This is a genomic window from Sphingomonas sp. 22176, assembly GCF_052045505.1.
Lineage (GTDB): Bacteria > Pseudomonadota > Alphaproteobacteria > Sphingomonadales > Sphingomonadaceae > Sphingomonas.
In genome coordinates, this window is the sequence record NZ_JBQEPL010000001.1 from 874308 (window position 1) to 898621 (window position 24314).

The following is a 24314-nucleotide window of genomic DNA, read 5'->3' on the forward strand; positions in this document are numbered from 1 at the left end:
CTGATGGCGACAGTCTGGTGCAACGAAGCGAGACGAGCGGTCATGGTAATTACTCCCTGTGGTTCGGCTGGCAGACCATCCGGCGGCCGATGCCAGCTATTTTGCAGGGAGTGTGCCAACTTCACTAAGTGGCTGTAATTCCTGTGAATGGTCTAATTTGCCGCGATTAAGTAGGCGGATTTCGCGAAATGATCTGGTGAATTTCACCACTCAGCGGCGAAATTCGCTATAGCTCGCGCTGCCGGTCTTCACCTGATTCCGACCTTCATGCTTCGCCAGGTACAGCAGCCGGTCGGCGCGGTGGAATGCGGTCTGGTGCATCTCGCCCGGCTCCACCGGCGTCAGGCCGGCCGAGAAGGTGATCTCGCCCAGCGGCGCATCGTTGTCGCGCAGCTTGTAGCGCTTGGCCTGCACGGTGCCGCGGGCATGTTCGAGCACCGCGCGTGCCTGATCGAGCGGCACGTTGGTGAAGAGGATTGCAAACTCCTCGCCGCCGTAGCGCGTCACCAGGTGCCCGCGACAGCACAGGCTCAGCGCGTCGGCGATCACACGCAGTACGCGGTCCCCCACGGCGTGGCCGAAGCGGTCGTTGACCGATTTGAAGTGATCGATGTCGCACACCGCGATGCACATGGCGCCGCCGGTCGCCTCCTGTGCGGCGAAGGCTTCCTCGAAGGCGCGGCGATTGGGGAGCTGGGTGAGCGGATCGCGGCGGGCATTGTCGCGCGCTTCTTCCAGCTTCTCGCGCAGGTCGTTCGCCTCGCGGGTGGTGCTTTCTAGCTTCTCCTCGGCAACGCGGATCCGGTGGAGCATCGCGGCGGTGATGCGAACGACGTCGTCATTTGCCTGGGGCGTATCGCCGGCGCTCGACATCGCCTCGGCGCTCGCTGCCAGGTCGCGGCCGAAATCGGCGGTTTCGGCGCGCATCGCCGTCACCATGTCGGCAAAGCCTTCGACCTGCATCTGGGTGCGCGCGACCAGGCCTTCGGTACGTGCCTTCAGGTCGGCATGGCCGTCGTTCGGGTCTTCCGGGCTGTGGTCGGCGGTGAGCGTCTGGATATCGCGCGGGGTTATTCGCACGCCGCGTTCGGTGATCAGCTCCACCGCACGGGCAAGCGCATCGTCGGGTTCGGTGAACAGCCGGTGGGCAAAGGCATAGTTGGTCGGCGTCGGTGCCAGCCGCTGGTCGAGAAGGAACGCGCCGATCTGCTCGAAAAGCGCTCGGCCCTCCTCCCCATCCATCTCTGAACGAATGGCACGCGCGATGCGCATACGCTCCTAACCCCCGTGCAAATCACGGCATGACGGCCGCTATGTTGCGCAGAAGGAATAAGCAGAGAGTGCTAATATTGAGTTGCCGCTGCGTTCATCCTGAACGCCCTCGCGGCGGGTCGTTTCAGCGCCGCCCCACATTGGAGGCAGAATTCAGGAGCTTGGTGCCGGAAAACGGCCGGTTTGCACCAATCCGGAGGATTAATACCGTCCGGATCGGTGCGAAAGAAAGCGCTGAAATCGTCGTGGGTGCGCGTCAGTTCCGGTGAGTCGCGCGGTACTTCTCCACTGCGGCCAGGGTGAGTCGGATGTGGTCGGCGGGGTTCGGATCCGAATGGGCGAACAGCACTTTGCCGTCGGGCGCAATCACATAGCTGGTGCGGCTGGTGAACTTGGCGACGGTGCCGTCGGGCTTCTTGGCTGCCACGTCATAGCCCGCTGCCACCTCCGGCGTCGCGGCGGCGACGGCGAACTTGCCCGCGCAATATTGGCTGCTGAACTGCTCGAGCTGGTCGACATTGCCCGCGGTCATGCCGATCACGGTCGCACCGGCCTTGGTGAAATCGGGCAGCGCCTCGGCGAAGGCATGGGCCTCCGCATTGCAGCCCGAGGTGAAGGCGGCCGGGAAGAAGTAGAGCACGACCGGCCCCTTCTTCAGCGCAGCCTTGAGGTCGACGGTGATCGGCTTGCCGGCCACCGCGCCCTTGGCAATGAACACGGGCGCCTTGGCGCCAGTGGTGAGCGACGCATTGGCCGGCATCACGGCGAAGGGCAGGGCAAGGGCGGCAAGGGCGAGCTTCAGGCGCATATCGAACTCCCAGGATAGTTGGCCGTGTCTACGCCACAGCGCGGGCGGCGGCTAGCGGGTGAAGGCGATGCCGATGCGCGCATGCGTGTCGTTGACGTTGTAGCGGTCTAGCGCTTCGCCATAGCCGGTGAATGCCTGTCCGAAGAGGTAGATGCCCAGGCCCCCGCCCAGCCGGCGCAGCGGGTAGGATAGGAAAGCTTCGGCCGCGCCGTGCCCGGTCTTCACATTGCCGCGCGCGGTCAGGGCAAGCTTGATGCCGTCCTTCTGCGCGATCGACGCGGCGAGCGCGGTGTAGCCGTAATAGTTCTTCATATCGTGGAAGGTGCCGCTGCTGCCGACATAGAACCAGGCCTGCGGTGCGACGTCGACCCGCCAGTCGCCGCCCATGTCGAAGCTCTTTTCGCCGCGCACGAAGATGCGGTTGAGGTCGACCGAATCGGTGACGCCGCGCCCGTTCGAATCGTGCCGCCAGCCTAGGGCTACCCGCGTCGTCTCGTCGACGGGAACATCGGCATAGAGTTCGGGGCTGTAGTTGGTCGAGCGGAACGGGCCCGAGGGCTCGTTAACCGCCCAGAACATCGTCTGGGTATAGGCGAAGCGGAGATTGCCGAGCTGGAGCGGGGCGTTCTCGGCAAAGGGACGGACCGCGAAGCTGACCTGCACCTTGCCCCCCGCATCGTCGGTGCCGAAAGCGCCGTAGATCGGCTCGTGCGGTTCGAACCGGGCGAGCAGCCCGCTCGAGCTGCCGGTCGAGCTCTGCACCACCGTCTCCTGCTCGGGCATTTCGGCCGGCTTGTGCTGTGCAGCGGGCGGCACCGCGACCCCGGCGACGCCCACCGGCACATAGCGCGCCTTGGCGAAGCCGTGCGGGGCGATGGTGGGCGTCGGCCCGGGGGTGCGCTCCAGCATCAGCCGGGTGCCGTCGGCGGCGGTGATCTCGATCTGGCGTGGGCCGGCATCGGCGATCGGCGCTTCGCCCTCGTTGACCAGGAACACCTCGACGCCGCGCAGCGCCGCCTGCTCCGAGGCGGGCTGGGCCGGCACCGCACGCACCTGTGCCAGCGCAGGCACGGCGACAAAGCTGAGGCCGAGCAGGGGAAGAGCGGCGAAACCACGCATATTCCGCGAAGTGGCAGGCGTTTGTGACCTTGGCGAGTCAAATTCGGGCCGGTAGGGCTGGGACATGGCCGTTTCCCAAACCGACATCGCGCTTGCCGCCCGCCTCGCCGACGCCGCCGGCGCCGCGATCCGCCCCTATTTCCGCGCCGAGCACGGCGTCGAGGCGAAGGAAGACCAGTCGCCCGTCACCCTCGCCGATCGCGCCGGCGAGGAGGCGATGCGCAAGCTGCTGATCGCCGAGCGGCCGATGGACGGCATCATCGGCGAGGAATTCGGGGTGCGCGAAGGCACCAGCGGCCGGCAATGGGTGCTCGATCCGATCGACGGCACCCGCGCCTTCATTGCCGGGCGGCCGGTGTTCGGCACGCTGATCGCGCTGGTCGACAATGGCTGGCCGGTGCTGGGCGTGATCGACCAGCCGATCATCAACGAGCGCTGGCTGGGCGTCACCGGCCGCCAGACGCTGTTCAACGGCAAGCCCGCCAGTACCCGCATCTGCCGCGAGCTGAACCAAGCGATCCTCGCCACCACCTCGCCCGCGCTGTTCGACGACGGCCAGCTGCACGCCTTCGAGCATCTCGATGCCAAGGTGATGAGCACGGTGCTGGGCGGCGACTGCTACAATTATGGCTGCGTCGCGAGCGGCTGGCTCGACATCGTCGTCGAGGCGGGGCTCAAGCTGCACGACTTCGCTGCGCTGGTCCCGGTGATCGAAGGCGCGGGCGGGCGGATGTGCGACTGGCAGGGCGATCCGCTCCATGCCGGCAGCAAGGGCGAGGTGATCGCCGCGGGCGACCCGGCGCGGATCGACGACATTCTCGAGGCGATGGACTGCCGGGGCCACTGAGCCCCGGCTAGCGGCCGTCCCAGAAGCCCGGGTGCGCCGCGATCGCCCGTGTCAGCCAGTCGGCGACCTGCCGCTGCGCTTCGAGGCCATAATGGCCGTGGCAGGCGGTTGCGCGGAACTCCGCGGCGGGGAAGGGCAGGAACAGTATGTCGCGCGCGCCGGCCGCCCGGGCTGCGGTGCTGATCCGCGTTTCGGCGGTACGCAGCATCGCGGCCTGCTCGGGCGGCGCACCGCTGGTGTCGAACCACCACAGGATGAAGACCGCACGCGGATACCGGCTATGGAGCCGGGCGAGCAACTGGCCGTAGTGCGCGGCATAGTCGGCGACGAGCGCGTCCAGGGTTGACCAGCGCGCATCGGGGTGGAAGCCGACGAAATCGGCCTGCAGCTTGAGCATCACGATCTGCGGCTGCCAGCGCGGATCATCGTAGGGCGCGGGCTCGGCCGGCAGGCGGCGCGACCATTGCTGCTCCATCGTGCCCTGCGGCGCGGTGCCGCCGAAGTTGCGGATCAGCCCGCGGCCGGAGATCGCATTCACCTGATAGTCGGCCCCGAAATGCTGCGCAGCAAGTGCGGCAAAGGCATCGGGCGTGTCGGTGGTGGCGCGGACCTGCGCCTGGGTGCAGTCGATCCGATCGGCCCGCGCGCCATAGCCCGCCATCGACGAATCGCCGATGAACTCGATCTGCCGCCGGCGCGGCTGGGGAGCGGGCAACCCCTCTCCGTGCGCGACGAAGAAGCCGCCGAAGCGCGCGGGTGCGGCGCTTTCGGTGACCTTGTCGAGCCGGATGCGGTGCGTGCCGGGCGCGAGGCCGTCGATCGTCACATCGGCCTTGCCCGGGCGGTCGATCGTCACGGGCGGAGCGCCGTCGATGCTTGCGCGCCATTCGTTGATCGCGTCGTCGAACCGCAGCACCACCCGAGGACCGCGAAAGCGCGCTTCGAAATAGATCCCCGGCCATTGATGGCGATAGTCGGCAGCGGAGACCTCGACCCGCCCGCCGATATGGACAGGTACACGTTCTTCCGCCCCCGGCGCGGCGGGCGTGATCGTTACCCGCTGCGGCGGTCGGACGTCGCCCGCCATGGCGAGCGCAGCGGAGAGGATCAGGAGGCGCAGCATCGCGCACCGATCCTGCGCCTGCCTCGATATGCCCGCAAGCGGATCAGAAGATGCCGAGGAACTTCTTGCGCTGCTTCTTCACTTCGCCCGCATTCGTCTTGCCGCTCTCCGACTTTGCGGTGGTGCCGCGGCCGACATCGTCGCGCGGGCGGCCCTTCGCGTCGCGCTGGCTGGCGGCGGTGGCGCCCGAGAGCACCGGTCCGCAATCCGCTGCCTTGGCGTCGCCGAAGTCGACGAAGGCCAGCACGGCAGTCAGCGGCGAGGCGACGACGCCCAGCCCCAAGCCTACGCCGGCACGGCCGACCAGCTCCGGGCTGATCACGCTGATCCCAGGCTTGGCGAAATAGCCGCCGATTCCCACCGGCGACTGGCCCGAGAACAGGCTGAACCGCTTCGAATCGGCGCGGAAGGCGAGGTCGATCGTCTCGTTCTTGAAGCTGAACCCGCCGCGGCCGAGCATCACGTTCTTCTGCGTGTCGATCAGGATCGGGTCCGCCGCGGCGATGCCGTCGCGCACCGTGAAGCCGATCAGCCCGCAATTGATCTGCACCGGCTCCTTCAGCTTCTTCTCGAACATCTTCTGGACGAAGGTGCCGATGTCGAACTCGGCGAGCTCGGTGTTGCGCGTCCAGAAATCGCCCTTGGGCAGGATCACCGCGATGCGTCCGTTGGCGCTGGCCAGCGAATCGCGCACGCTGTTGCCGCTGCCGCTCATCTGGATGCGTGCCTTGAGCATACCCGTGGTGCCGGACTGCTCGGCGCCGAAGCCCGCCAGCAGCACGCCCATCGGTGTCGGCGAAAGGCGGATATCGTAGGTGGTGAACACCGGCGCCTTGCGCGCGTCGATGCTGATGTCGGACGTCACCGTGCCGCGCGCGAGGCTGAAGTTGAGCGGGCTCAGCTTGAGCAGCCGGTCATTGAGGTCGAGGCCCAGCTCGATGTTCGACACCGGCAGGTTGGGCGCGCGCACGGTGCGGACCTGCCACTGCACCTTGGCATCGAAATTCTTGAGCGCGTCGATCCGCAGCGGCGCGTCCGGCAGCAGGCGCGGGGTGCCGGAGACCTGGGTCACCGCGGCCTGCGCGCCTTGGGCGGCCAGCGCATTGGGGTTGTAGCCGATGAACGGCCCGGCATCGACGATGTCGAGTACATGGGTGAACAGGTCGGCGGTCACCAGCATGCGCGGCTCGCCGAGCTTCACCGTGAACTTGCCGGCGAGATCGCTGTCACCGAAGCGGCCCTTCATCCCGGTGAAGCGCCATTCGTAGCCGGCCTTGGTGACGATCGAGGTCAGGCGATAGGTGCGCGTATCGGGCACGGCGATGCCGGCGATCAGGAACACGTCGGCAAGGTTCTGCCCGCGCAGGTCCATGTGGAGCTTGGCGCCTTCCAGCACGGTGGCGCCCGGCAGGGTGCCTGCGATGTCGACCCGGCTGCGCATCCCCTCGGCATGGAGCCGCAGCCGGTTCTCGCCGCCGGCCAGCGTCTTGTTGGAGGAGAGCAGCGCGCCCGCGAGCGTGAAGCGGGCACCGCGCGCGGTGCCGTTGCCGTCGAAGCGGATCGTGTCGGCAAAGCGATTGTCCTCGGCCGCCACCGTGTCGACCCGAATCGCCGCATCGAGCTGGTGGCGCGGATCGAGATAGCGGATCTGGGTGCCGGCGATTCGTGCGCGCTGGATCAGCGGCATGGTCAGCGGCTTGCCGCCGCCGCTGCCGAAGGTCCAGCTATTCTGCTTGCCGTCGCGATCCCATTGCAGGTCGATTCGCCCGTCGGTGAGGCCGAGCCACTGGAACCGTTTCTGCTCCGCGAGCAGCGAGAAGGTGGCGATTCGCGCATCGATTCGCTTCGCGGTGAAGAAGGGGCTGGTGCCGGCCCAATCCGGGTTCTCGACGCTGAGACCTTCGGCGACGAATTTCAGGTTGAACGGCGCGAAATAGAGCTGGAAGTCGCCCGCCACGCGTACCTTGCGATGCACGCTGCTGCTCGCGATCGACTCGAACGTGCCCTTGAGGAACCGCCCCTTGGTGACGAACAGCACCGCCCAGGCGAGGACGACAAGGCCCACCAGGCTGGTGACGACGGCGATCGTCGCGGCGAGGGGCGTGCCCATGGCGCGCGCCGGTCGGGGCGGCGGGGGTGCCTGCTCGGCGGCGTGGACGGGGACGTCGAGATCGGCCATGGTCTTCAAAATCCCCTGCGGTCCCGCGGTTCCCCGGTGGTTGCATATCGCCAAACCATCGGCTAAGGGGCCGCCTTTCCGCGATCGAGGGACCGTCCGGCTAATAGGGCTGCCGCGGCTGTCTGCAATCGTCGAACCAAAAGGAGACGAAAATGCCCAAGCTCAAGACCAAGAGCGGTGTGAAGAAGCGCTTCAAGTTCACCGCCACCGGCAAGGTCAAGCACGGCGTCGCTGGCAAGCGTCACCGCCTGATCTCGCACAATTCGAAGTATATCCGTACCAATCGCGGCACCTCCGTGCTGGCCGATGCAGACGTCGCGCGCGTTGTCGCGTGGGCGCCGTACGGCCTGAAGTAAGGGAGTCCTGAAAAATGGCACGAGTGAAGCGTGGTACGACCACCAAGGCGAAGCATAAGCGGATTTTGGATCAGGCGAAGGGCTATTATGGCCGTCGCAAGAACACCATCCGCATCGCGCGCCAGGCCGTCGAAAAGGCCGGCCAGTACGCCTATCGCGACCGCAAGGTAAAGAAGCGCAGCTTCCGCGCCCTGTGGATCCAGCGCATCAACGCTGGTGTGCGCGCCGAAGGCCTGACCTATTCGCAGTTCATGCACGGCCTGAAGCTGGCGGGCGTCGAACTGGACCGGAAGGTCCTGGCCGACATCGCGATGCACGAAGGTGAGGCATTTAGCGCCATCATCGCGCAGGCGAAGGCGGCACTGCCCCAGGCCGCCTGAGCGGACCTGCGCGCAAGCTGATATAGGGGCGTCGAAGCTGCGGCTTCGGCGCCCTTTTTCATTCCAACCGGGGGAGAGGTTCCCGTGGCGATGAAGACCTGGTGGCTCTACGTCACCGCCGTGTTTTTCGTGTCGATGACGCCGGGGCCGAACATGCTCCACGTGATGGTGCAGAGCATCCGCGAGGGCGCCGCCCGCGTGCTGCCGACCACCGCGGGGCTGATGAGCGCGAACCTGTTCTGCCTCATTGCCTCGGCAGCGGGGCTGGGGGCGCTGCTCAAGGCGTCGCCGGGGCTGTACGACGTGCTGCGCTATGCAGGTGTCGCCTATCTGCTGTGGCTGGGCATCAAGGCCTGGCGCGCGCCGGTGGAGGAGGCCCACGCCGATGCGCCGCCGCCCGCCCGCCAGACGGTGCGGGCGCGCTATCTGACCGGGCTCGGCACGGGGCTGTCCAACCCCAAGCTGATCGTGTTCGCCGCCGCGCTGTTTCCGCAGTTCCTCGACGTGCACCGCCCGTTCCTGCCGCAGCTGGCGATCCTCATTGCCACCTTCGCGGTGATCGAGGCCTTCTGGTTCTCGGCCTATGCGCTGGGCGGCCGTTCGCTCGCGGCATGGCTAGCACCGGCATCGCGGCAGCGGATGTTCAACCGCGTCACCGGCGGCGTCTTCGTCGCCTTTGGGGCGGCGCTGCTCGGCAGCCGGGTGTAGCGGTCCCTCAAACGCCTTGACCTAGGGCCCCGTCTGGGGTTCCAGCCATCTCGCACAGTGAACGGAAAACGATGACCACCGATCTCGATACCCTGCGCGGCGAGCTGCTTGCCGCGATCGATGCCGCCACCGCGCTCGATGCGCTGGAGGCGGTGCGCGTTCAGGCGCTCGGCAAGCAGGGCGCGATCACCGGCCTGCTCAAGACGCTCGGCAAGCTCACCCCCGAAGAGCGCCAGGAACAGGGCCCGCGCATCCATTCCTTGCGCGAAGCGGTCACCGAGGCGCTCGCCACCCGCAAGACCGCCATGGAACAGGCCGCGCTCGACGCGCGCCTCGCCAGCGAGACGGTGGACATGACGCTGCCGGTCGACGGCGTCGCGCCGGGGTCGGTCCACCCGGTCAGCCAGGTGATGGACGAGCTCGCCGAGATCTTCGCCGATCTGGGCTTCGCGGTCGCCACCGGCCCCGAGGTCGAGGACGACTGGCACAATTTCACCGCGCTCAACATTCCGGAGACGCATCCGGCGCGCGCGATGCACGACACCTTCTACATCGCCGGCGAGCATGAACGGCCGATGGTGCTGCGCACGCACACCAGCCCCGTGCAGATCCGCACCATGACCAGCCAGAAGCCGCCGATCCGCATCATCGCGCCGGGCCGCGTCTATCGTTCGGATTCGGATGCGACGCACACGCCGATGTTCCACCAGATCGAAGGCCTGGTGATCGACAAGGGCATCACCCTCGGCCACCTGAAGTGGACGCTGGAGACCTTCCTCAAGGCGTTCTTCGAGCGCGACGACATCGTGCTGCGCCTGCGCCCCAGCTATTTCCCCTTCACCGAGCCTTCGGCCGAAGTCGATGTCGGCTTCACCTGGAAGGACGGCAAGCGCGTGATCGGCGGCAGCGGCGACGCGCCCGGCGGCGGCTGGATGGAAGTGCTGGGCAGCGGCATGGTGCACCGGCGGGTGATCGAGGCCTGCGGGCTCGATCCCGATGAATGGCAAGGCTTCGCCTTTGGCACCGGTGTCGACCGGCTGGCGATGCTCAAATATGGGATGGACGACTTGCGCCCCTTCTTCGACGGCGATCTGCGCTGGCTCAAGCATTACGGCTTCTCGGCGCTCGACGTGCCCACGCTGAGCGGGGGAGTCGGCGCATGAAGTTCACCCTGAGCTGGCTCAAGGAGCATCTGGAGACCGAGGCGTCGCTGACGGAGATCCTCGAGGCGCTGACTCGTGTCGGCCTCGAAGTCGAGGGCGTCGAGAACCCCGCCGAGCGGCTGAACGGCTTCCGCGTCGCCCGCGTGCTGACCGCCGAGCGCCACCCCCAGGCCGACAAGCTGCAGGTGCTGAGCGTCGAGACCGGCGACGGCGTGCTGCAGGTCGTCTGCGGCGCACCCAATGCACGGGCCGGGCTGGTCGGCGTGCTGGGTCTTCCCGGCGCGGTGGTGCCGGCCAACGGCATGCAGCTGAAGGTCTCGGCGATCCGTGGCGTCGAATCGAACGGCATGATGTGCTCGACGATGGAGCTCGAGCTCGGCGAGGACCATGACGGCATCATCGAGCTGCCCGCCGATGCGCCGGTCGGCACCGCCTATGCGGACTATGCCGGCCTCGACGATCCGGTCATCGACGTGTCGATCACGCCCAACCGCCAGGACTGCATGGGCGTGCGCGGCATCGCGCGCGACCTCGCAGCAGGAGGCCTCGGCACGCTCAAGCCGCTCGATGCGGTGGTGGCGAGCCTGCCGGCGATCGTGCCGCAGGGCGCGGGTCCGGACGTGCGCACCGACGATGTTGCGGGCTGCCCGGCCTTCTATGGCCAGATCGTGCGCGGCGTGAAGAACGGGCCGTCGCCGGACTGGCTGCAGCAGCGTCTCAAGGCAGTGGGCCAGAAGCCTATCTCCGCGCTGGTCGACATCACCAACTTCGTGATGTTCGGGCTCGGCCGTCCGCTCCACGTCTATGACATGGCGAAGCTCTCGGGCGGGTTGGTCGCGCGCAAGGCGAAGGACGGCGAGACCGTGCTCGCGCTGAACGGCAAGAGTTACACGCTGACCGACTCGATGACCGTGATCGCCGACGATGCGGCGGTGCACGACATCGGCGGCATCATGGGCGGCGAGCATTCGGGCTGTTCGGACGACACCAGCGACGTGCTGATCGAGTGCGCCTATTTCGACCCCGAGCATATCGCCCGCACCGGCCAGAAGCTGCTGCTGACCAGCGATGCGCGCACCCGATTCGAGCGCGGCGTCGATCCGGCGTTCCTGGACGAAGGGCTTGCGATCGCCACCCGGCTGGTGCTGGCGTTGTGCGGCGGTACGCCCAGCGAGGTCACCCGCAGCGGCACCCCGCCCAAGGTCGGCGCGGTCGTCGGCTATGATCCCAAGCTGGCCGAAACGCTGGGCGGCCTCGCCGTTCCCGCGGAACAGCAGGTGGAGATCCTCGAAAGCCTCGGCTTCGTCGTGCAGCCGCTCGACGGCAATGGCGATCCGGTCGCGCTGGACGCAGGCTTCGACGCACTCCGCGTCACCGCACCGAGCTGGCGCCGCGACATCGACGGCCCCGCCGACATCGTCGAGGAAGTGATCCGCATCGCCGGCATCGACAACGTGCCGTCGGTGCCGCTGCCCCGCACCCCCGGCGTCGCGACGCCCACCGCTACGCCCGAGCAGAAGCTCGAGCGCCGGATGCGCCGCACTGCCGCCGCCCGGGGGCTCAACGAGGCGATCACCTGGAGCTTCCTGCCCGAGTCGCAGGCGGAGGTGTTCGGTGGCGGCGCCTGGACGCTGGCGAATCCGATCAGCGAGGACATGAAGGTCATGCGCCCCTCGCTGCTGCCCGGCATGCTGGCGGCGGCGGAGCGCAACCTCAAGCGCGGCGCCACCAGCGTCCGCCTGTTCGAGGTCGGCCGCCGCTATCTGGCGGACAAGGAGCGGCTGACGCTGGGTGTCGTGCTGGCGGGCTCCAAGGCCGCGCGCGGCTGGCAGGCCGGCAAGGCCCAGCCCTTCACTGCGTTCGACGCCAAGGCCGAAGCGCTGGCGCTGCTGGAGGCCGCCGGTGCGCCGGTCGCCAATTTGCAGGTGATGGGCGAGGCGGGTGCCGCCTACCATCCCGGGCAGTCGGCGACGCTGCGGCTGGGCCCCAAGACGGTGCTCGCCAGCTTCGGCATGGTCCATCCGAGCGTGCTCAAGGCGTTCGACCTCGACGGTGCGGTGGCGGCGGTAGAAATCCATCTCGACGCGCTGCCCGCGAAGAAGGCCGCCGGCTTCACCCGTCCGGCCTTCACGCCTCCGGCGCTGCAGGCGGTGACCCGCGACTTCGCCTTCCTGGTTCCGACCACCCTCGCGGCGGGCGATCTCGTCCGCGCGGTGAAGGGTGCCGACAAGGGCATTATCGTCGACGCACGGCTGTTCGACCTGTTCACCGGCCAGGGCGTGCCGGAAGGGCACAAGTCGTTGGCCATTGAAGTCACGCTCCAACCGGGCGAAAAGAGCTTCACCGACGCGGACCTGAAGGCAGTGGCCGACAAGGTCGTCGCGGCGGCGACGAAGCTTGGCGCAACCCTGCGAGGATGATGCGATGATCGAGCGGTTCCTACCCGGGCTCGACGCCCTTCTGGCAGAGCCGCTCGACACGCATTCGGTGTCGGTAGCCTTTCCCGGCGACATGGATCCGCATGAGCGCGAGGGCCGCTACGGCGTGTTCCTCGATGCCGAGCTGCGCATCGCCGGGCTCGGCACCTGCGGCGGCGGTACGCTGATCGAGACGCTCGACGATGCCGGCCAGTGGCGCCCCGCCTGCGCGATCCTCGACGTCGACCTTACCGACCTCGACCTCGGCCGTGCCTTTTGCCGCGACGAGCTGGCCTCGCTGGGCTGCCCCGAGGGCACGCTGATCCAGTATGACGACCAGGAAGATCGCTGGGACGGCGAGACCTGGCAGCTCAACCAGCCGCGCTCGTTCGACGAGGATATGCTGCCCTATCGCGATAATTGAGGGGCGGGTGCAAAAAGGGGTTGCGCTACCCGCGAACCTCGGTTAGGCGCCGCACCTCCAATGCGCCCGTAGCTCAGCTGGATAGAGCATCAGACTACGAATCTGAGGGTCGGACGTTCGAATCGTTCCGGGCGCACCATTTTCCACTACCATCGTCAAACGACCGCAATTGCCTCTGGCGACGGCGGTTCGCGCGTCCCGCACGGAACGCGGCGGCAGGTGCCGCCGCGCCGCGCAGGGATCAGATGCGGCGCGCCAACTCGCGCCAGCCGATGTCGCGCCGGCAGAAGCCGGTGGGGAAGTTGATCGCGTCGACGCCGCGATAGGCCGCAGCCTGCGCCGTCGCGATGTCCGGCCCGATCGCCGTCACGTTGAGCACTCGGCCGCCGCTCGCCACCAGCGTGTCGCCCTGGCGCTTCGTGCCCGCATGGAACACCTGCACGCCGCCGGTCTCCGCCGCTTCGATGCCCTCGATGCTGCCGCCTGTCTCAGGCGTGCCCGGATAGCCGCGCGCTGCCATCACCACGGTCAGTGCGGTATCGGGGCGGAAGCGCGGGGCGGGGCATCCGGCAAGCTCGCCGCGCGCGGTTGCCAGCAGCAGCTCGAGCAGGTCGTCCTCCAGCCGCAGCATCAGCACCTGGCATTCGGGGTCGCCGAAGCGGGCATTATACTCGATCAGCTTGAGGCCGTGCTTCGTCAGCATCAGCCCGGCATAGAGCACGCCCGAATAGGGGATGCCCTCGGCCGCCAGCGCGGCGATGGTCGGCTTGACGATCCGCTCCATCGCTTCGCGTTCCAGCGCCGGGGTGAGCACCGGGGCGGGGCTATAGGCACCCATGCCGCCGGTATTGGGGCCAACATCGCCTTCGCCGACGCGCTTATGGTCTTGCGCCGATCCGAACGGCACCGCGCTGGTGCCGTCGGTGATGACGAACAGGCTGGCTTCCTCGCCGTCGAGAAACTCCTCGATCACCGCGCTCGCGCCTGTATCGGCGAAAATTGCGGTCAGCGCACCGATCGCCTCGTCGCGGGTCATCGCGACGGTGACGCCCTTGCCCGCGGCGAGGCCGTCGGCCTTCACCACCACCGGCAGACCGAACGGCTCCAGCGCGGCCAGCGCCTCGTCGAGCCCGTGGACGCGAACATAGCCCGCCGTGGGGATGTTGGCGCGGGCGCACAGATCCTTGGTGAAGCCCTTCGATCCTTCCAGCTGCGCCGGCAGGCGGTTGGGGCCGAACACGGGCACGCCGGCGTCGCGCAGCACGTCGCCCACGCCTGCGACCAGCGGCGCCTCGGGCCCGACGACGACCAGGCTGATGCCGTTCGCCTGCGCAAAGGCGAGCACCGCCGCCGGATCGGTGGCTGCGAGGTCGACGAGCGTGGCATGCGCCGCTATGCCCGGATTGCCCGGTGCGGCGAAGAGCTGCGTCAGCAGCGGCGATTGTGCGAGCTTCCAGGCGAGCGCATGTTCGCGACCCCCCGAACCCAATAGCAGGACGTTCATGGCCGACCCCCTTTTCGAGACTTCATCGACGCGGCTCGTAGCCGAGGCGGTGCCCGGGGACAACGCGGCGCCGGTGAGCGTCAGCGAACTCTCCGGCCGGCTCAAGCGCATGGTGGAGGGCGAGTTCGGCCATGTCCGGCTGCGCGGCGAGATTTCGGGCTGGAAGCGCGCCGCATCGGGTCACGCCTATCTCGCGCTGAAGGACATGGACGCGGTGATCGACGGCGTGATCTGGCGCGGCGCTGCCTCGGCGCTGCCCTTTCAGCCGCAGGACGGGCTGGAAGTGATCGCCACCGGCAAGCTCACCATCTATCCCGGCCGCTCCAAATACCAGATCGTCATCGAGCGGATGGAGCTGGCCGGCGAGGGCGCGCTGATGGCGCTGCTCGAAAAGCTCAAGGCCAAACTGGCGGGCGAGGGGCTGTTCGATGCCCGGCGGAAGAAGCCGCTGCCCTATATGCCCAAGGTGATCGGCGTGGTGACCTCGCCCACCGGCGCGGTGATCCGGGACATCCTGCACCGGCTGGAGGACCGTTTTCCGAGCCATGTGCTGGTCTGGCCGGTGAAGGTGCAGGGCGACGGGTCGGCGCAGGAAATTGCGCGGGCGGTGCGCGGCTTCGATGCGATTGTGCCTGGCGGTCCCGTGCCGCGTCCGGACCTGGTGATCGTCGCGCGCGGTGGCGGCTCGGTCGAGGATCTCTGGTCGTTCAACGAGGAAGTCGTGGTGCGGGCGGTGGCGGAATGTTCGATTCCGATCATCTCGGCGGTTGGCCACGAGACCGATACCACCTTGTGCGATTTCGCCGCCGATCTGCGCGCGCCGACCCCCACGGCGGCCGCCGAAATCGCAGTGCCGGTGCTGGCGGATGTCCGTCACGGCATCGCCACGCTGGCGCATCGTACCGAACGCTGCGTGCGCCGCTATCACCAGCGTGCCGGCGAGCAGCTGGCGGCACTGGTCCGCGTGCTGCCGCGCCGCGACGCGCTGCTGGGGCCGCAGCGCCAGCGGCTCGACGACGCGGGGGCGCGGCTCGGCCTCGCGCTCGAACGGCGGGTGACGGTGGCGCGCGGTCTCCTGGATCGCGCCGGCGCGGCGCTCCGTCCGGCGGCGCTCGAACAAAGGCTGACAACCGCGCGCCAGCGGCTGGGCGGCATCGCGCTCGACCGCGCCGCCGATCGCGAGCTGGCCGCGCTTCGCCAGCGTTTCGCCCGACCCGCCGAGGGGCTCAAGCTGGCGACGCTCGAACGCCGCTTCGCCACCGCCTCGGAGCGGCTGGCGGCGATGGGGCGACACCTGGAACTGCTCGATCCCGAACTGCCGCTCAAGAAGGGCTATGCTTGGGTGGAGGGGCGCGGCACCGGCAAAGTCGTTGCCTCGGCCGGGGACGCGCGCGCCGCGCAGGCCGTGACGCTGCATTTCGCCGATGGATCGGTGGATGCCCGGGTTGAGCGCGGCGCGGGCAAGGCCTATGATCCGCCCAAGCCCGAACAGCCGACGCTGCTGTGAGGCGCATCCAACCCACTCGAAAGCAGGAATGGCGCCGCCCATGCTGATGTCCAACACCGCCCGCGTCGCCAAGCTGCACTATATGGCCAATGGCTTCCGCGTCCTCTCGCCCGGCGACCATGTGCTGTGCGCGGTCACCGGCGAGCGCATCCCCGTCGACTCGCTGCGTTACTGGAGCGTGGCGCGGCAGGAAGCCTATGCCACGCCCGAGGCGGCCACCAAGGCGCTGCTCGAGGCATGATCGACCGGCGGCGCTTCGCCGCGGCGATGCTGGCGACGACGCTGGTGGCGCGCACCGCACGCGCGGGCGGGGATCCCTTCGCGCTGGACGGCAGCTTCGAGCAGGGCGGAATCGCGCGAGGGCAGGTGCCGCCCGACACGACCGAGCTCCAGTTCAACGGCCAGCCGATCCCCTTCGCCGCCGACCGTCGCTTCCTGATCGCGTTTGATCGCGATGCCCCGCCCACCGCGCTGCTGGAGGCAAAGGCCAGTGACGGGCGTACGACGCGCGAGGAACTGCAGATTGCGCCGCGCGCCTGGAACATCTCGCGGCTGGACCGTCTGCCCAAATACCCGGTGCCTAGCGCCGAGTTCGAAGAGAGACGTCCCGCCGAACTCACCCGCATCAAGGCCGCGCGTGCGTTGCAGACCGCGGCACAAGGCTGGCGCCAACACTTCGCATGGCCGGCCACGGGCCGCATTTCCACGTTGTTCGGTTCGCAGCGTATCTACGCGGGCGAGCCGGGTGCCTATCACTCCGGCATCGACATTGCCCTGCCCACCGGCACGCCGGTCCGAGCCCCCGCCGACGGTGTGGTGATCCTCGCTGCCGAGGCGCCGTTCACGCTGGAGGGCAATTTGCTGATGCTCGATCATGGCATGGGCCTGTCGAGCGCGTTCCTGCATCTGTCGCGGATCGACGTGCGCGAGGGGGTGATGGTCCATCAGGGCCAGCTGCTCGGTGCGGTGGGCGCGACCGGCCGTGCGACGGGGCCGCATTTGCACTGGGGGATGATGTGGCGCGGCGCGCGGATTGACCCGCTACTGGCCGCGGGGGCGATGCCGTTCCGATCGATATAAGGATCGATACCTCCCGGAGTTTGCATGATTCGCGTTGCGAATTGCAGTGCGGCGGCGTCAGGCGCTTCGAAGGTGAAATCGGTTGTGCCCCGTTTCTCGGCAACATGCCAAGCCGACAGAAACTTTATTGCCTGCCCATAAACCTGCGCGACATATTTGATTAAAGCTGTTGCGTTTTAGAGACATGCACAGGAAACCGTGTGGGTCTTTTGCAATCGCAACTTTACACTTTGCTAGCTTACTTGCTTCCTTGCCCTTCATCTCCATCCAGCCCGCCTACGGCTGGGTGCGGGGAGGCATTCCTTACCCATGAATAACGGGAAGGGCAGAGTGAGGGAATCCAATGAAAAGAACGTATAGTAAGTTGCGTGGTGGGATTGCGTTGTCCGCAGTTGCCGTCGCGAGCGCGTTCGGAGCGATGCCGGCGGCGGCGCAGAACGCGCCCGCGCCCCGCAGTGACGCGACGGTTGCACCTGCCGATGCGGCGCCTGCCCAGGCTGCGGATACCGGCAGCGAAATCGTCGTCACGGGAACGCTCATCCGCAATCCCAATCTCACGTCCTCCAGCCCCGTTAACGTTGTGGGGCAGCAGGAACTGTCCCTGCGCCAGAGCAACGTCGCCGAGGAAGTGCTGCGGTCGCTGCCGGGCGTCGTTCCTAGCATCGGTTCGTCGGTGAACAACGGCAATGGCGGTTCTTCCTTCGTCGATCTTCGGGGCCTTGGCCCGCAGCGCAACCTGGTACTGCTGAATGGTTCGCGCCTTGTGCCGGCGGACTTCAACGGGCAGGTTAACCTGAACATCATTCCTCTCGCTCTGGTTGAGCGGATAGACGTGCTGACCGGCGGCGCCACCACTACGTACGGCGCCGACGCGGTCTCAGGCGTGGTGAACTTCGTCACCCGCAAGGATTTCAAGGGTGTGGAAGTCAATGCTTCCGAGCAGCTCGCCGAGCGTGGCGACGGTAACGTCTTCCGCGTTGACCTGACGGCCGGCGCTAATCTTGCTGACGGGCGCGGGAATGTCACCCTTAGCCTCGGCTATCAAAAAGCCAATCCAGTCTATCAGGGTGATCGCGCCATTTCGGTTGCGCAGATCGACTCGGTGAGCGGTAAAGAAGCAGGATCCGGCACGACCGTTCCGATCCGCCTGAATCTGGGCGACGGCAACGGCACCAAGCAGTTCAACCCGGCCTCGGGTACGCTGGATCCGACCTTCGCGCTCTTCAACTTCAATCCGTACAACGTCTTCCAGACGCCGTTCGAGCGCTATAGCCTGTACAGCACCGGCCGGTACGAAGTGAAGGACGGGATCGAGGCCTATGCGGAAGGGCTGTTCTCCAAGACCAAGGTGTCGACGATCATCGCGCCTTCGGGAACCTTCGGTCTCACCTATCAGATCCCGTACAACAACCCGTACCTCCCCGCCGCTGTTCGCAACGCGGCTTGCGCCGCCAACGGACTAAATGCGGCGGCATGCGCCGCGGCAGCTTCGTCGACGGCGGCGCCGGTTATTGGCCAGAACACGTTCGGCGCCACGCTGTCCCGCCGTTTCGTCGAGGGCGGCTCGCGCACTTCGGAGTATACGACGCAGCTGTTCCAGCTGCGTGCCGGCCTTCGCGGCGACATCACCGACACGATCAACTTCGATCTGTCGGGCAGCTACGGCGAGAGCGAGAACACCTCGCGCAGCACAGGACAGGGCCTGTTCTCGCGCGTGCAGTCGGCGTTGCTTGCGAACAACACCCAGAGCTGTGCCAACGGCGCCTCGGACTGCGTGCCCATCAATCTGTTCGGTGCGGCCGGATCGATCACGCCGCAGATGTTCGCCTATCTGAACATCCCGACCAGCTCGGCCACGAAGACGTCGCTCGCCACCGTTCGGGGAGTCGTCTCTGGTGATGTCGGGGTCGCGGTGCCCGGTGCAAACGACGCAATCGGCTTCGCTATCGGCGGCGAATACCGGCGCTACGTGGCCGAGAGCAGCTCCGATCTTTCGAGCCAGACACCGGACGAAGTGCTCGGTGCAGGCGCTGCCAACCCGGATTCACGTGGCACCTACAACGTCAAGGAAGCCTTTGCGGAGCTCATCGCTCCGTTGGTTCAGGACAAGCCGTTCTTTCATAACCTGACCCTTGAACTCGGCGCGCGCTATTCGGATTACTCGATCTCGGGCACCAACTGGACCTGGAAGGCAGGCGGTAACTGGGAGCCGACCAGCTGGCTAAAGGTTCGCGGCAATTATCAGAAGGCCGCGCGTGCACCGAACATCGGCGAGCTGTTCAGCCCGCAGGTGACCGGCCTCGACAACTTCGCCACCGACCCCTGCCAGGGCGCGGCGCCGGTGAACAATGCGCAGCTTCGAGCGATCTGTATAGCGCAGGGTGCCCCGGCTTCCTCGATCGGCAGCATCGAAGCGGAACCCTCGGCGCAGCCGAACAATCGCACCGGCGGCAATCTCCGCCTGGGCGTTGAAAAGGCGACGACGTGGACGGCTGGCGTGGTGCTGAACCCCACCTTCGTGCCGGGTCTGACCATCACGGCGGATTACTACAATATCCGCGTGCGCGACGCGATCAGCCAGCCTTCGTTCGGTGATGCGCTGAACGCCTGCTTCCTCACTGCCAACAATCCTGGCCTGAACCCGAACAACCCCGCCTGCACCGCGATCCGTCGCAACCCCGCCACGGGCGCGCTGTTCGGCACGGCTTCTGCCTTTGTCCCGCTGCCTTATTCCAACTCGGGCCGCATCTGGACGGATGGCGTCGACTTGACGGTCAATTATCGCCGCGACTTGAACTTCGCTAAACTCGACCTGAACTTCTCGGGTAACTGGACTCACTCGTCGAAGTTCCAGGCCACGCCGGTTTCGGTCATCCGCGAATGCGTAGGTTATTATTCGAACAGCTGCGGCAGCCCGGGGGCTGGCATCAACTTCCGTGGTTCGATCCAGCCAGAGTTCAGTTTTAACCAGCGCACGACGCTCAGCTTCTCGCGGATCGATCTGTCGTTGCTGTGGCGTTACATCGGCAAGATGGACTATGAGCCGCTCGCCGTTCAGGAGCTGCTGAACGACAACAACGACGATACCGATCCGCCCGCGCAGCAGTTCCGCCACATCAAGGCAGCGCATTACTTCGATCTCGCGACGCGCTTTGCGGCAACCGACAATTTCGACTTCACGTTCACGGTGACGAACCTGTTCGATCGTAAGCCGCCGGTCGTCGGCAATACGATCGGATCGACCTCGTTCAACAGTGGCAACACCTATCCGTCGACGTACGACGCGCTGGGCCGTCGCTACGCGGTGGGCGTCAAGCTGAAGTTCTGATCGGTCGCTTTCGCGACAAAAAACTCCGGGGGGGGGTGGGCAGCGATGCCCGCCCCTTTTTGTTTTAAGTCTGCGGCTTATCCGTTGGGCCGCTGTGAATTGATCGGCGTGCGATCGCGCATGCGGTTCAACTCGGTGTCGCCGCGGCGCTCAATTAGGCGCCATTCTTCTTCGGTGTGGCAGATGCGCTTCTTACGGACCAAGGAGCCCGTTTCCTCCACGCGGACACAGCGAAATTTTGGCGCGGGAGCCGGCGCGACAGCGGGAGATGCGGTTTGCGCGAGAGCGAGAAGGAGCGCGACCAAGCTAATCATTTGATGCCTCCATGAGAACCTAGAGGGAAAACGTGTCATAATCTATGGCCTGCATCAATGCCCCCCCCCTTCCCCTTTCGCCGGTGGGGTGCGACGGTCACAACGCGCCCGTGAGGCAGTGCGGGGTGATATCGACGGCCCGCTACGCACAGGGGACCGAGCCGCTGTACTGGCGGGCGGTCGGCCGATGGGAACGCTACCAACGGCATCTGGTACCGGTGTTCAACGTGCTTCAGCCTTGGGTCGAGCAGTTCGACTATGGCATGTGCTGATCGGTGCGATGCGCCGGTCCGAACGTGGGGGGCGGACCGTTGATGGCGCCGAAGGCAGCAAGCCTTTTTGCAGCTGTCACTCGCTATCCGTAAAATATCTGCGAACGCTCACTTTTGTGCCCATTTCTTAAGCAGCGTGTTGTGCTGTGCAGCATAATGTTGCGCGCTAACGTACCGAGCGGGAACGGAGATGTCTTAACTGTTGCAAAATGGAGACGTTTGCGTCCGATCGCGGCCTTAAAATGAACGGAAGCTTTACGAAGGGGGCGTTCCTTGCTTCCTTACGCCGATCTCTACCAGTCGGGCATGAGGCGTGGCGGGTGGAAGGGGAGACATCCCGGCTTTGGGGAACGCAGCCGGGAACAAACGAGGGACACCCATGAAGAAGATTCAGAAGCATTTGCGTACCGGAACTGCGCTGTCGGCGCTGGTTCTGGCGGGTGCAGGCGTGTTCGCCGGTATGCCGGCTTTCGCGCAGGATACCGCGGGCAGCACCACCACGCAGCGGGAAGAAACCGCAGGACAGGACATCGTCGTCACCGGCTCGCGTATCGCAAGCCCGAACCTCACCTCGGTGGTGCCTGTTACTAGCGTTCGTGGCGAAGAATTCTTCCAGTCGGGGCAGATCTCGATCGGTGACCAGCTGAACCAGCTGCCTCAGCTTGCGCCGACGTTCAGCCAGTCGAATTCCACGCGGTTCCTCGGCACCGCCGGCCTCAACCTGCTCGATCTGCGTCAGCTTGGTTCTTCGCGCACGCTGGTGCTGGTGAACGGGCGGCGACATGTTGCCAGCGATATTCTTAACTCCGGTGTGTCGGTCGACACCAACACAATTCCGACCGACCTGATCGAGCGCGTCGACATTGTTACCGGCGGCAGCTCCGCAGTGTACGGCTCCGACGCAATCGCCGGTGTCGTCAACTTCGTGCTGAAGGACCATTTCGAGGGCGTGCAGGCGCGTGCCCAATCTGGCGTCAGCACCTATGGCGACGCGGCGTCGCAGTTTGTCAGCCTGCTGGCGGGCAAGAACTTCGCCGATGGGCGTGGCAATATCGCCGTCAATGCCGAGCTGGCCCACCAGGACCAGTATTTCGGTAGCGGCCGCAAGTATGTCGCGGACGCGCCCGGCTTCATCCAGGTCGTGCCGACCGGCGACGGTACCGCCAGCAACCCGGAGCGGATACTGTATCGGGACATCCGGTCCGCAGGCTACACCAATGCGGGTGTCGTCCGTTTCGGTGGTACCTCTGCGCTCAACTGCGGCACCGCTCCCAACGGAGTTCGCTACAACTGCCCGTACACCTTCACGACCGACGGCAATCTGGTGCCGCTGACTGGCCAGCGCGTCGGCTTCGGGCCAACCGGCAGCTTCCTGGGCGGCAATGGCGTCACTTTCCGCGAGGGCAACCAGTTCCAGCTTCAGCCGCGTCTCGATCGCGTTAACCTGAACCTAGTGGGCCACTTCACCGTCAGCGATGCCTTCGAGCCCTTCGTCGAAGCGACGTGGTCGCACACGACTGTCTACGGTTCCGGCTCGAGCGGCCCGGCGTTCATTTCCGGCAGCACGCTGGGTGACACGCGCGAAACGCTGCGCCTCGACAACCCGTATCTGACGACACAAGCGCGCGACCTGATCACGTCGCAGCTGATCGCCAACGGGACCGCCGCTTCGTCGATCACCAACGCAACCCCCTTTGCGGTGCGTGAAGTGATGACCGGGCTTGGCAACCGCGCTGAGGAATCGTTCCGCGATACCTATCGCGCGGTCGCCGGTTTCCGCGGCGGCTTCAACGACACGTTCCGTTACGAACTGTCGGCTAACTATGGTGAGTTCCAGGAAAAGACTCGCATTCTGGGCAACCTGAACGTGCAGCGCTTCCTGCTCGCGAATGACGCGGCTCGTAACGCCAGCGGCCAGATCGTCTGCCGTTCGCAAATCGATCCAGCTGCTGCCTATGGTTATGTGGACGATGATGCCGTTCTAGCGCGAGACATCGCAGCTTGCACGCCGATCAACGTGATGGGTGGCAACTTCACGGACGCGCAGCGTGCCTATCTGTTGCAGAACACGACCTCGGTCGGCAAGATCACGCAGTTCGACGTGAACGGCTTCGTGTCGGGTGACCTGCACAACCTGTTCTCGCTGCCCGGCGGACCGATCGCCTTCTCGATCGGCGGTGAGTATCGCCGTGAAACCAACTACTACAAGCAGGACGCCCTCGTCGAGCAGGGCTACACCTTCTACAACGCGATCCCGAGCTTTATCGCGCCTGCGATGTCGGTCAAGGAAGCCTTTGGTGAGGTCCGCATCCCGCTTGTGAAGGACATCCCGCTGTTGCGCGATGTAACCCTGTCGGCTGCCGGACGCGTTTCCGACTATAACACGAAGACGGGTACCGTTTGGTCGTACAACTTTGGCGGTGAATGGTCGCCCATTCGCGACCTTCGCTTCCGTGCGAACTACGCCCGCGCGGTTCGTGCGCCGAACCTCGGGGAACTCTACACCCCGTCGGGCCAGAACTATGCACCCGGTTTCTATGATCCATGCGCCCTCGATAACATCAAGGGTGGCACGAATCCGGCAAACCGCCAGAAGAACTGCGCCGCTGCGGGCATTCCGGCCGGCTATAACTTCAACTACTCGCAGTCGCTTGAGATCAAGAGCGGCGGCAACCAGAACCTGACGGCGGAGAAGTCGGATTCCTATACGTTCGGTCTGGCCTTCCAGCCGCACTGGGTGCCGGGCCTGTCGCTGACCGTCGACTATTATAACATCAAGGTTCGGCAGGCGATCTCGGCGATCGACGCGCAGACGATTGCAAACTTCTGCTACGATCTTGCCTCGGGCAACTCCGCCTACTGCTCGTTGTTCCAGCGCGCTGGCGCAAGTGGTACGGCGACCGAAGCGCCGTATCAGATCATCGAAGGCTCGCTGCTGGCTTCCTCGGCCAATTTCGGCCTTCTTCGCGCCCGCGGTGTTGACGCTGAACTCGCCTATGTTCACCAGATCGGCAATATTGGTGTAGCAAACCTCAAGGTCAACTACTCGCACGTGATCCAGCGGGACGACTTCGTCGATCCGAATAACCCCGACTACACCACGCGCTATCGCGGTAACTTGGGCACCCCGATCGACCGGTTCGTCCTCAATGCTTCGTTGAAGTCCGGCAGGATCACCGGTGGGTATCGTCTGCGGTGGATCGGCAAGCAGTTTGTGGGTGACTACACCAGCTACAATTCGCTGAACGGCGAACCGCCTGCGGATCCCTATTATGCCAACTACAAATATTATCCGGTGGTGGCATATCACGACATCCGGTTTGACTTTGACGTGTCGTCGCGGTTCAACCTGTATGTTGGCATGGACAATGTCGCCGACAAGCATCCGCCGCTCGATACAACGGGGCTTGGCGGTGGTAGCGGCATCTATGATGTTCGCGGTCGCTACATGTACACGGGGATCGCCGCCAAGTTCTGAACTTGGCGGGCGCGCGATGCACGGGTGATCCCGGG

Annotated in this window: 19 protein-coding genes and 1 tRNA gene; 14 read left to right on the forward strand and 6 right to left on the reverse strand. The window is 65.9% G+C overall.

Annotation, left to right across the window (positions count from 1 at the left end; translation table 11 throughout):
* Window positions 1-210: 210 nt before the first annotated feature.
* The 3 genes from ACTJKY_RS04130 to ACTJKY_RS04140 form a co-directional block, all read right to left on the reverse strand.
* Window positions 211-1272: a GGDEF domain-containing protein gene (locus ACTJKY_RS04130; RefSeq protein WP_440844378.1), complete on the reverse strand. Its 1062-nt coding sequence runs from the start codon at window positions 1270-1272 to the stop codon at window positions 211-213.
* A 256-nt stretch (window positions 1273-1528) separates the two neighbouring features.
* Complete coding sequence (locus ACTJKY_RS04135) at window positions 1529-2080, reverse strand: peroxiredoxin (RefSeq protein ID WP_440844380.1); 552 nt, start codon at window positions 2078-2080, stop codon at window positions 1529-1531.
* Between the two features lie 51 nt (window positions 2081-2131).
* Window positions 2132-3199 carry a phospholipase A gene (locus ACTJKY_RS04140; RefSeq protein ID WP_440844382.1) on the reverse strand — a complete coding sequence of 356 codons (1068 nt, stop codon included), beginning with the start codon at window positions 3197-3199 and terminating at the stop codon, window positions 2132-2134.
* Window positions 3200-3263: 64 nt separating this feature from the next.
* Between ACTJKY_RS04140 and hisN the strand changes: the two genes are divergently transcribed.
* Complete coding sequence (gene hisN, locus ACTJKY_RS04145; RefSeq protein WP_440844384.1) at window positions 3264-4046, forward strand: histidinol-phosphatase; 783 nt, start codon at window positions 3264-3266, stop codon at window positions 4044-4046.
* Window positions 4047-4053: 7 nt separating this feature from the next.
* On the opposite strand, the gene ACTJKY_RS04150 is transcribed toward hisN, so the two are convergent.
* Window positions 4054-5169, reverse strand: a complete 1116-nt coding sequence (locus ACTJKY_RS04150; protein ID WP_440844386.1) for a GDSL-type esterase/lipase family protein — start codon at window positions 5167-5169, stop codon at window positions 4054-4056.
* A gap of 43 nt (window positions 5170-5212) precedes the next feature.
* Entirely contained in the window at window positions 5213-7348 is a 2136-nt protein-coding gene (locus tag ACTJKY_RS04155; RefSeq protein ID WP_440844388.1) for an AsmA family protein, read from the reverse strand.
* A gap of 152 nt (window positions 7349-7500) precedes the next feature.
* Between ACTJKY_RS04155 and rpmI the strand changes: the two genes are divergently transcribed.
* From rpmI to ACTJKY_RS04190, 7 genes are all read left to right on the forward strand, one after another.
* Window positions 7501-7704, forward strand: a complete 204-nt coding sequence (rpmI, locus tag ACTJKY_RS04160) for a 50S ribosomal protein L35 (RefSeq protein WP_093298324.1) — start codon at window positions 7501-7503, stop codon at window positions 7702-7704.
* Between the two features lie 14 nt (window positions 7705-7718).
* On the forward strand, window positions 7719-8084 hold the full coding sequence (gene rplT, locus ACTJKY_RS04165; protein ID WP_066721145.1) for a 50S ribosomal protein L20: 366 nt from the start codon (window positions 7719-7721) through the stop codon (window positions 8082-8084).
* A 90-nt stretch (window positions 8085-8174) separates the two neighbouring features.
* A complete protein-coding gene (locus ACTJKY_RS04170) occupies window positions 8175-8792 on the forward strand; it encodes a LysE family translocator (RefSeq protein ID WP_440845219.1) in 618 nt (205 codons plus the stop codon).
* Between the two features lie 71 nt (window positions 8793-8863).
* The gene (gene pheS / locus ACTJKY_RS04175; RefSeq protein WP_440844390.1) at window positions 8864-9955 is read left to right on the forward strand and encodes a phenylalanine--tRNA ligase subunit alpha; all 1092 of its coding nucleotides are present in this window, start codon (window positions 8864-8866) and stop codon (window positions 9953-9955) included.
* Window positions 9952-12375: a phenylalanine--tRNA ligase subunit beta gene (gene pheT, locus ACTJKY_RS04180; protein WP_440844391.1), complete on the forward strand. Its 2424-nt coding sequence runs from the start codon at window positions 9952-9954 to the stop codon at window positions 12373-12375. Before pheS ends, pheT begins: the two co-directional genes overlap by 4 nt.
* Before the next feature lie 4 nt (window positions 12376-12379).
* On the forward strand, window positions 12380-12796 hold the full coding sequence (locus tag ACTJKY_RS04185) for a hypothetical protein (RefSeq protein WP_440844393.1): 417 nt from the start codon (window positions 12380-12382) through the stop codon (window positions 12794-12796).
* 62 nt (window positions 12797-12858) lie between these two features.
* Window positions 12859-12935: transfer RNA gene (locus ACTJKY_RS04190), tRNA-Arg, on the forward strand.
* 102 nt (window positions 12936-13037) lie between these two features.
* Here the strand turns inward: ACTJKY_RS04190 and purD are convergent.
* Window positions 13038-14300: a phosphoribosylamine--glycine ligase gene (gene purD / locus ACTJKY_RS04195; protein WP_440844395.1), complete on the reverse strand. Its 1263-nt coding sequence runs from the start codon at window positions 14298-14300 to the stop codon at window positions 13038-13040.
* Between purD and xseA the strand changes: the two genes are divergently transcribed.
* The 6 genes from xseA to ACTJKY_RS04225 all read left to right on the forward strand — a co-directional run bounded on the left by xseA (window position 14299) and on the right by ACTJKY_RS04225 (window position 24279).
* Complete coding sequence (xseA, locus tag ACTJKY_RS04200; RefSeq protein ID WP_440844397.1) at window positions 14299-15807, forward strand: exodeoxyribonuclease VII large subunit; 1509 nt, start codon at window positions 14299-14301, stop codon at window positions 15805-15807. The genes purD and xseA overlap by 2 nt on opposite strands.
* Before the next feature lie 40 nt (window positions 15808-15847).
* Window positions 15848-16048 (forward strand): DUF2093 domain-containing protein, encoded by a 201-nt coding sequence (locus tag ACTJKY_RS04205; protein ID WP_066721469.1) that lies wholly within the window; start codon window positions 15848-15850, stop codon window positions 16046-16048.
* Complete coding sequence (locus tag ACTJKY_RS04210) at window positions 16045-16887, forward strand: M23 family metallopeptidase (protein WP_440844398.1); 843 nt, start codon at window positions 16045-16047, stop codon at window positions 16885-16887. The genes ACTJKY_RS04205 and ACTJKY_RS04210 overlap by 4 nt, the downstream gene beginning before the upstream one ends.
* Before the next feature lie 382 nt (window positions 16888-17269).
* Window positions 17270-20215 carry a TonB-dependent receptor domain-containing protein gene (locus tag ACTJKY_RS04215; RefSeq protein ID WP_440844400.1) on the forward strand — a complete coding sequence of 982 codons (2946 nt, stop codon included), beginning with the start codon at window positions 17270-17272 and terminating at the stop codon, window positions 20213-20215.
* 439 nt (window positions 20216-20654) lie between these two features.
* Window positions 20655-20801 (forward strand): hypothetical protein, encoded by a 147-nt coding sequence (locus tag ACTJKY_RS04220; RefSeq protein WP_440844402.1) that lies wholly within the window; start codon window positions 20655-20657, stop codon window positions 20799-20801.
* Window positions 20802-21180: 379 nt separating this feature from the next.
* Complete coding sequence (locus tag ACTJKY_RS04225) at window positions 21181-24279, forward strand: TonB-dependent receptor domain-containing protein (RefSeq protein WP_440844403.1); 3099 nt, start codon at window positions 21181-21183, stop codon at window positions 24277-24279.
* Window positions 24280-24314: the final 35 nt, after the last annotated feature.

Coding starts and splice junctions, on each gene's coding strand:
- ACTJKY_RS04155 (WP_440844388.1), bottom strand. CDS start 7,348: ATGGCCGATCTCGACGTCCCCGTCCACGCCGCCGAGCAGGCACCCCCG.
- ACTJKY_RS04225 (WP_440844403.1), top strand. CDS start 21,181: ATGAAGAAGATTCAGAAGCATTTGCGTACCGGAACTGCGCTGTCGGCG.
- ACTJKY_RS04140 (WP_440844382.1), bottom strand. CDS start 3,199: ATGCGTGGTTTCGCCGCTCTTCCCCTGCTCGGCCTCAGCTTTGTCGCC.
- ACTJKY_RS04205 (WP_066721469.1), top strand. CDS start 15,848: ATGCTGATGTCCAACACCGCCCGCGTCGCCAAGCTGCACTATATGGCC.
- rplT (WP_066721145.1), top strand. CDS start 7,719: ATGGCACGAGTGAAGCGTGGTACGACCACCAAGGCGAAGCATAAGCGG.
- ACTJKY_RS04135 (WP_440844380.1), bottom strand. CDS start 2,080: ATGCGCCTGAAGCTCGCCCTTGCCGCCCTTGCCCTGCCCTTCGCCGTG.
- ACTJKY_RS04130 (WP_440844378.1), bottom strand. CDS start 1,272: ATGCGCATCGCGCGTGCCATTCGTTCAGAGATGGATGGGGAGGAGGGC.
- purD (WP_440844395.1), bottom strand. CDS start 14,300: ATGAACGTCCTGCTATTGGGTTCGGGGGGTCGCGAACATGCGCTCGCC.
- rpmI (WP_093298324.1), top strand. CDS start 7,501: ATGCCCAAGCTCAAGACCAAGAGCGGTGTGAAGAAGCGCTTCAAGTTC.
- hisN (WP_440844384.1), top strand. CDS start 3,264: ATGGCCGTTTCCCAAACCGACATCGCGCTTGCCGCCCGCCTCGCCGAC.
- xseA (WP_440844397.1), top strand. CDS start 14,299: ATGGCCGACCCCCTTTTCGAGACTTCATCGACGCGGCTCGTAGCCGAG.
- ACTJKY_RS04150 (WP_440844386.1), bottom strand. CDS start 5,169: ATGCTGCGCCTCCTGATCCTCTCCGCTGCGCTCGCCATGGCGGGCGAC.
- pheT (WP_440844391.1), top strand. CDS start 9,952: ATGAAGTTCACCCTGAGCTGGCTCAAGGAGCATCTGGAGACCGAGGCG.
- ACTJKY_RS04185 (WP_440844393.1), top strand. CDS start 12,380: ATGATCGAGCGGTTCCTACCCGGGCTCGACGCCCTTCTGGCAGAGCCG.
- ACTJKY_RS04170 (WP_440845219.1), top strand. CDS start 8,175: ATGAAGACCTGGTGGCTCTACGTCACCGCCGTGTTTTTCGTGTCGATG.
- ACTJKY_RS04210 (WP_440844398.1), top strand. CDS start 16,045: ATGATCGACCGGCGGCGCTTCGCCGCGGCGATGCTGGCGACGACGCTG.
- pheS (WP_440844390.1), top strand. CDS start 8,864: ATGACCACCGATCTCGATACCCTGCGCGGCGAGCTGCTTGCCGCGATC.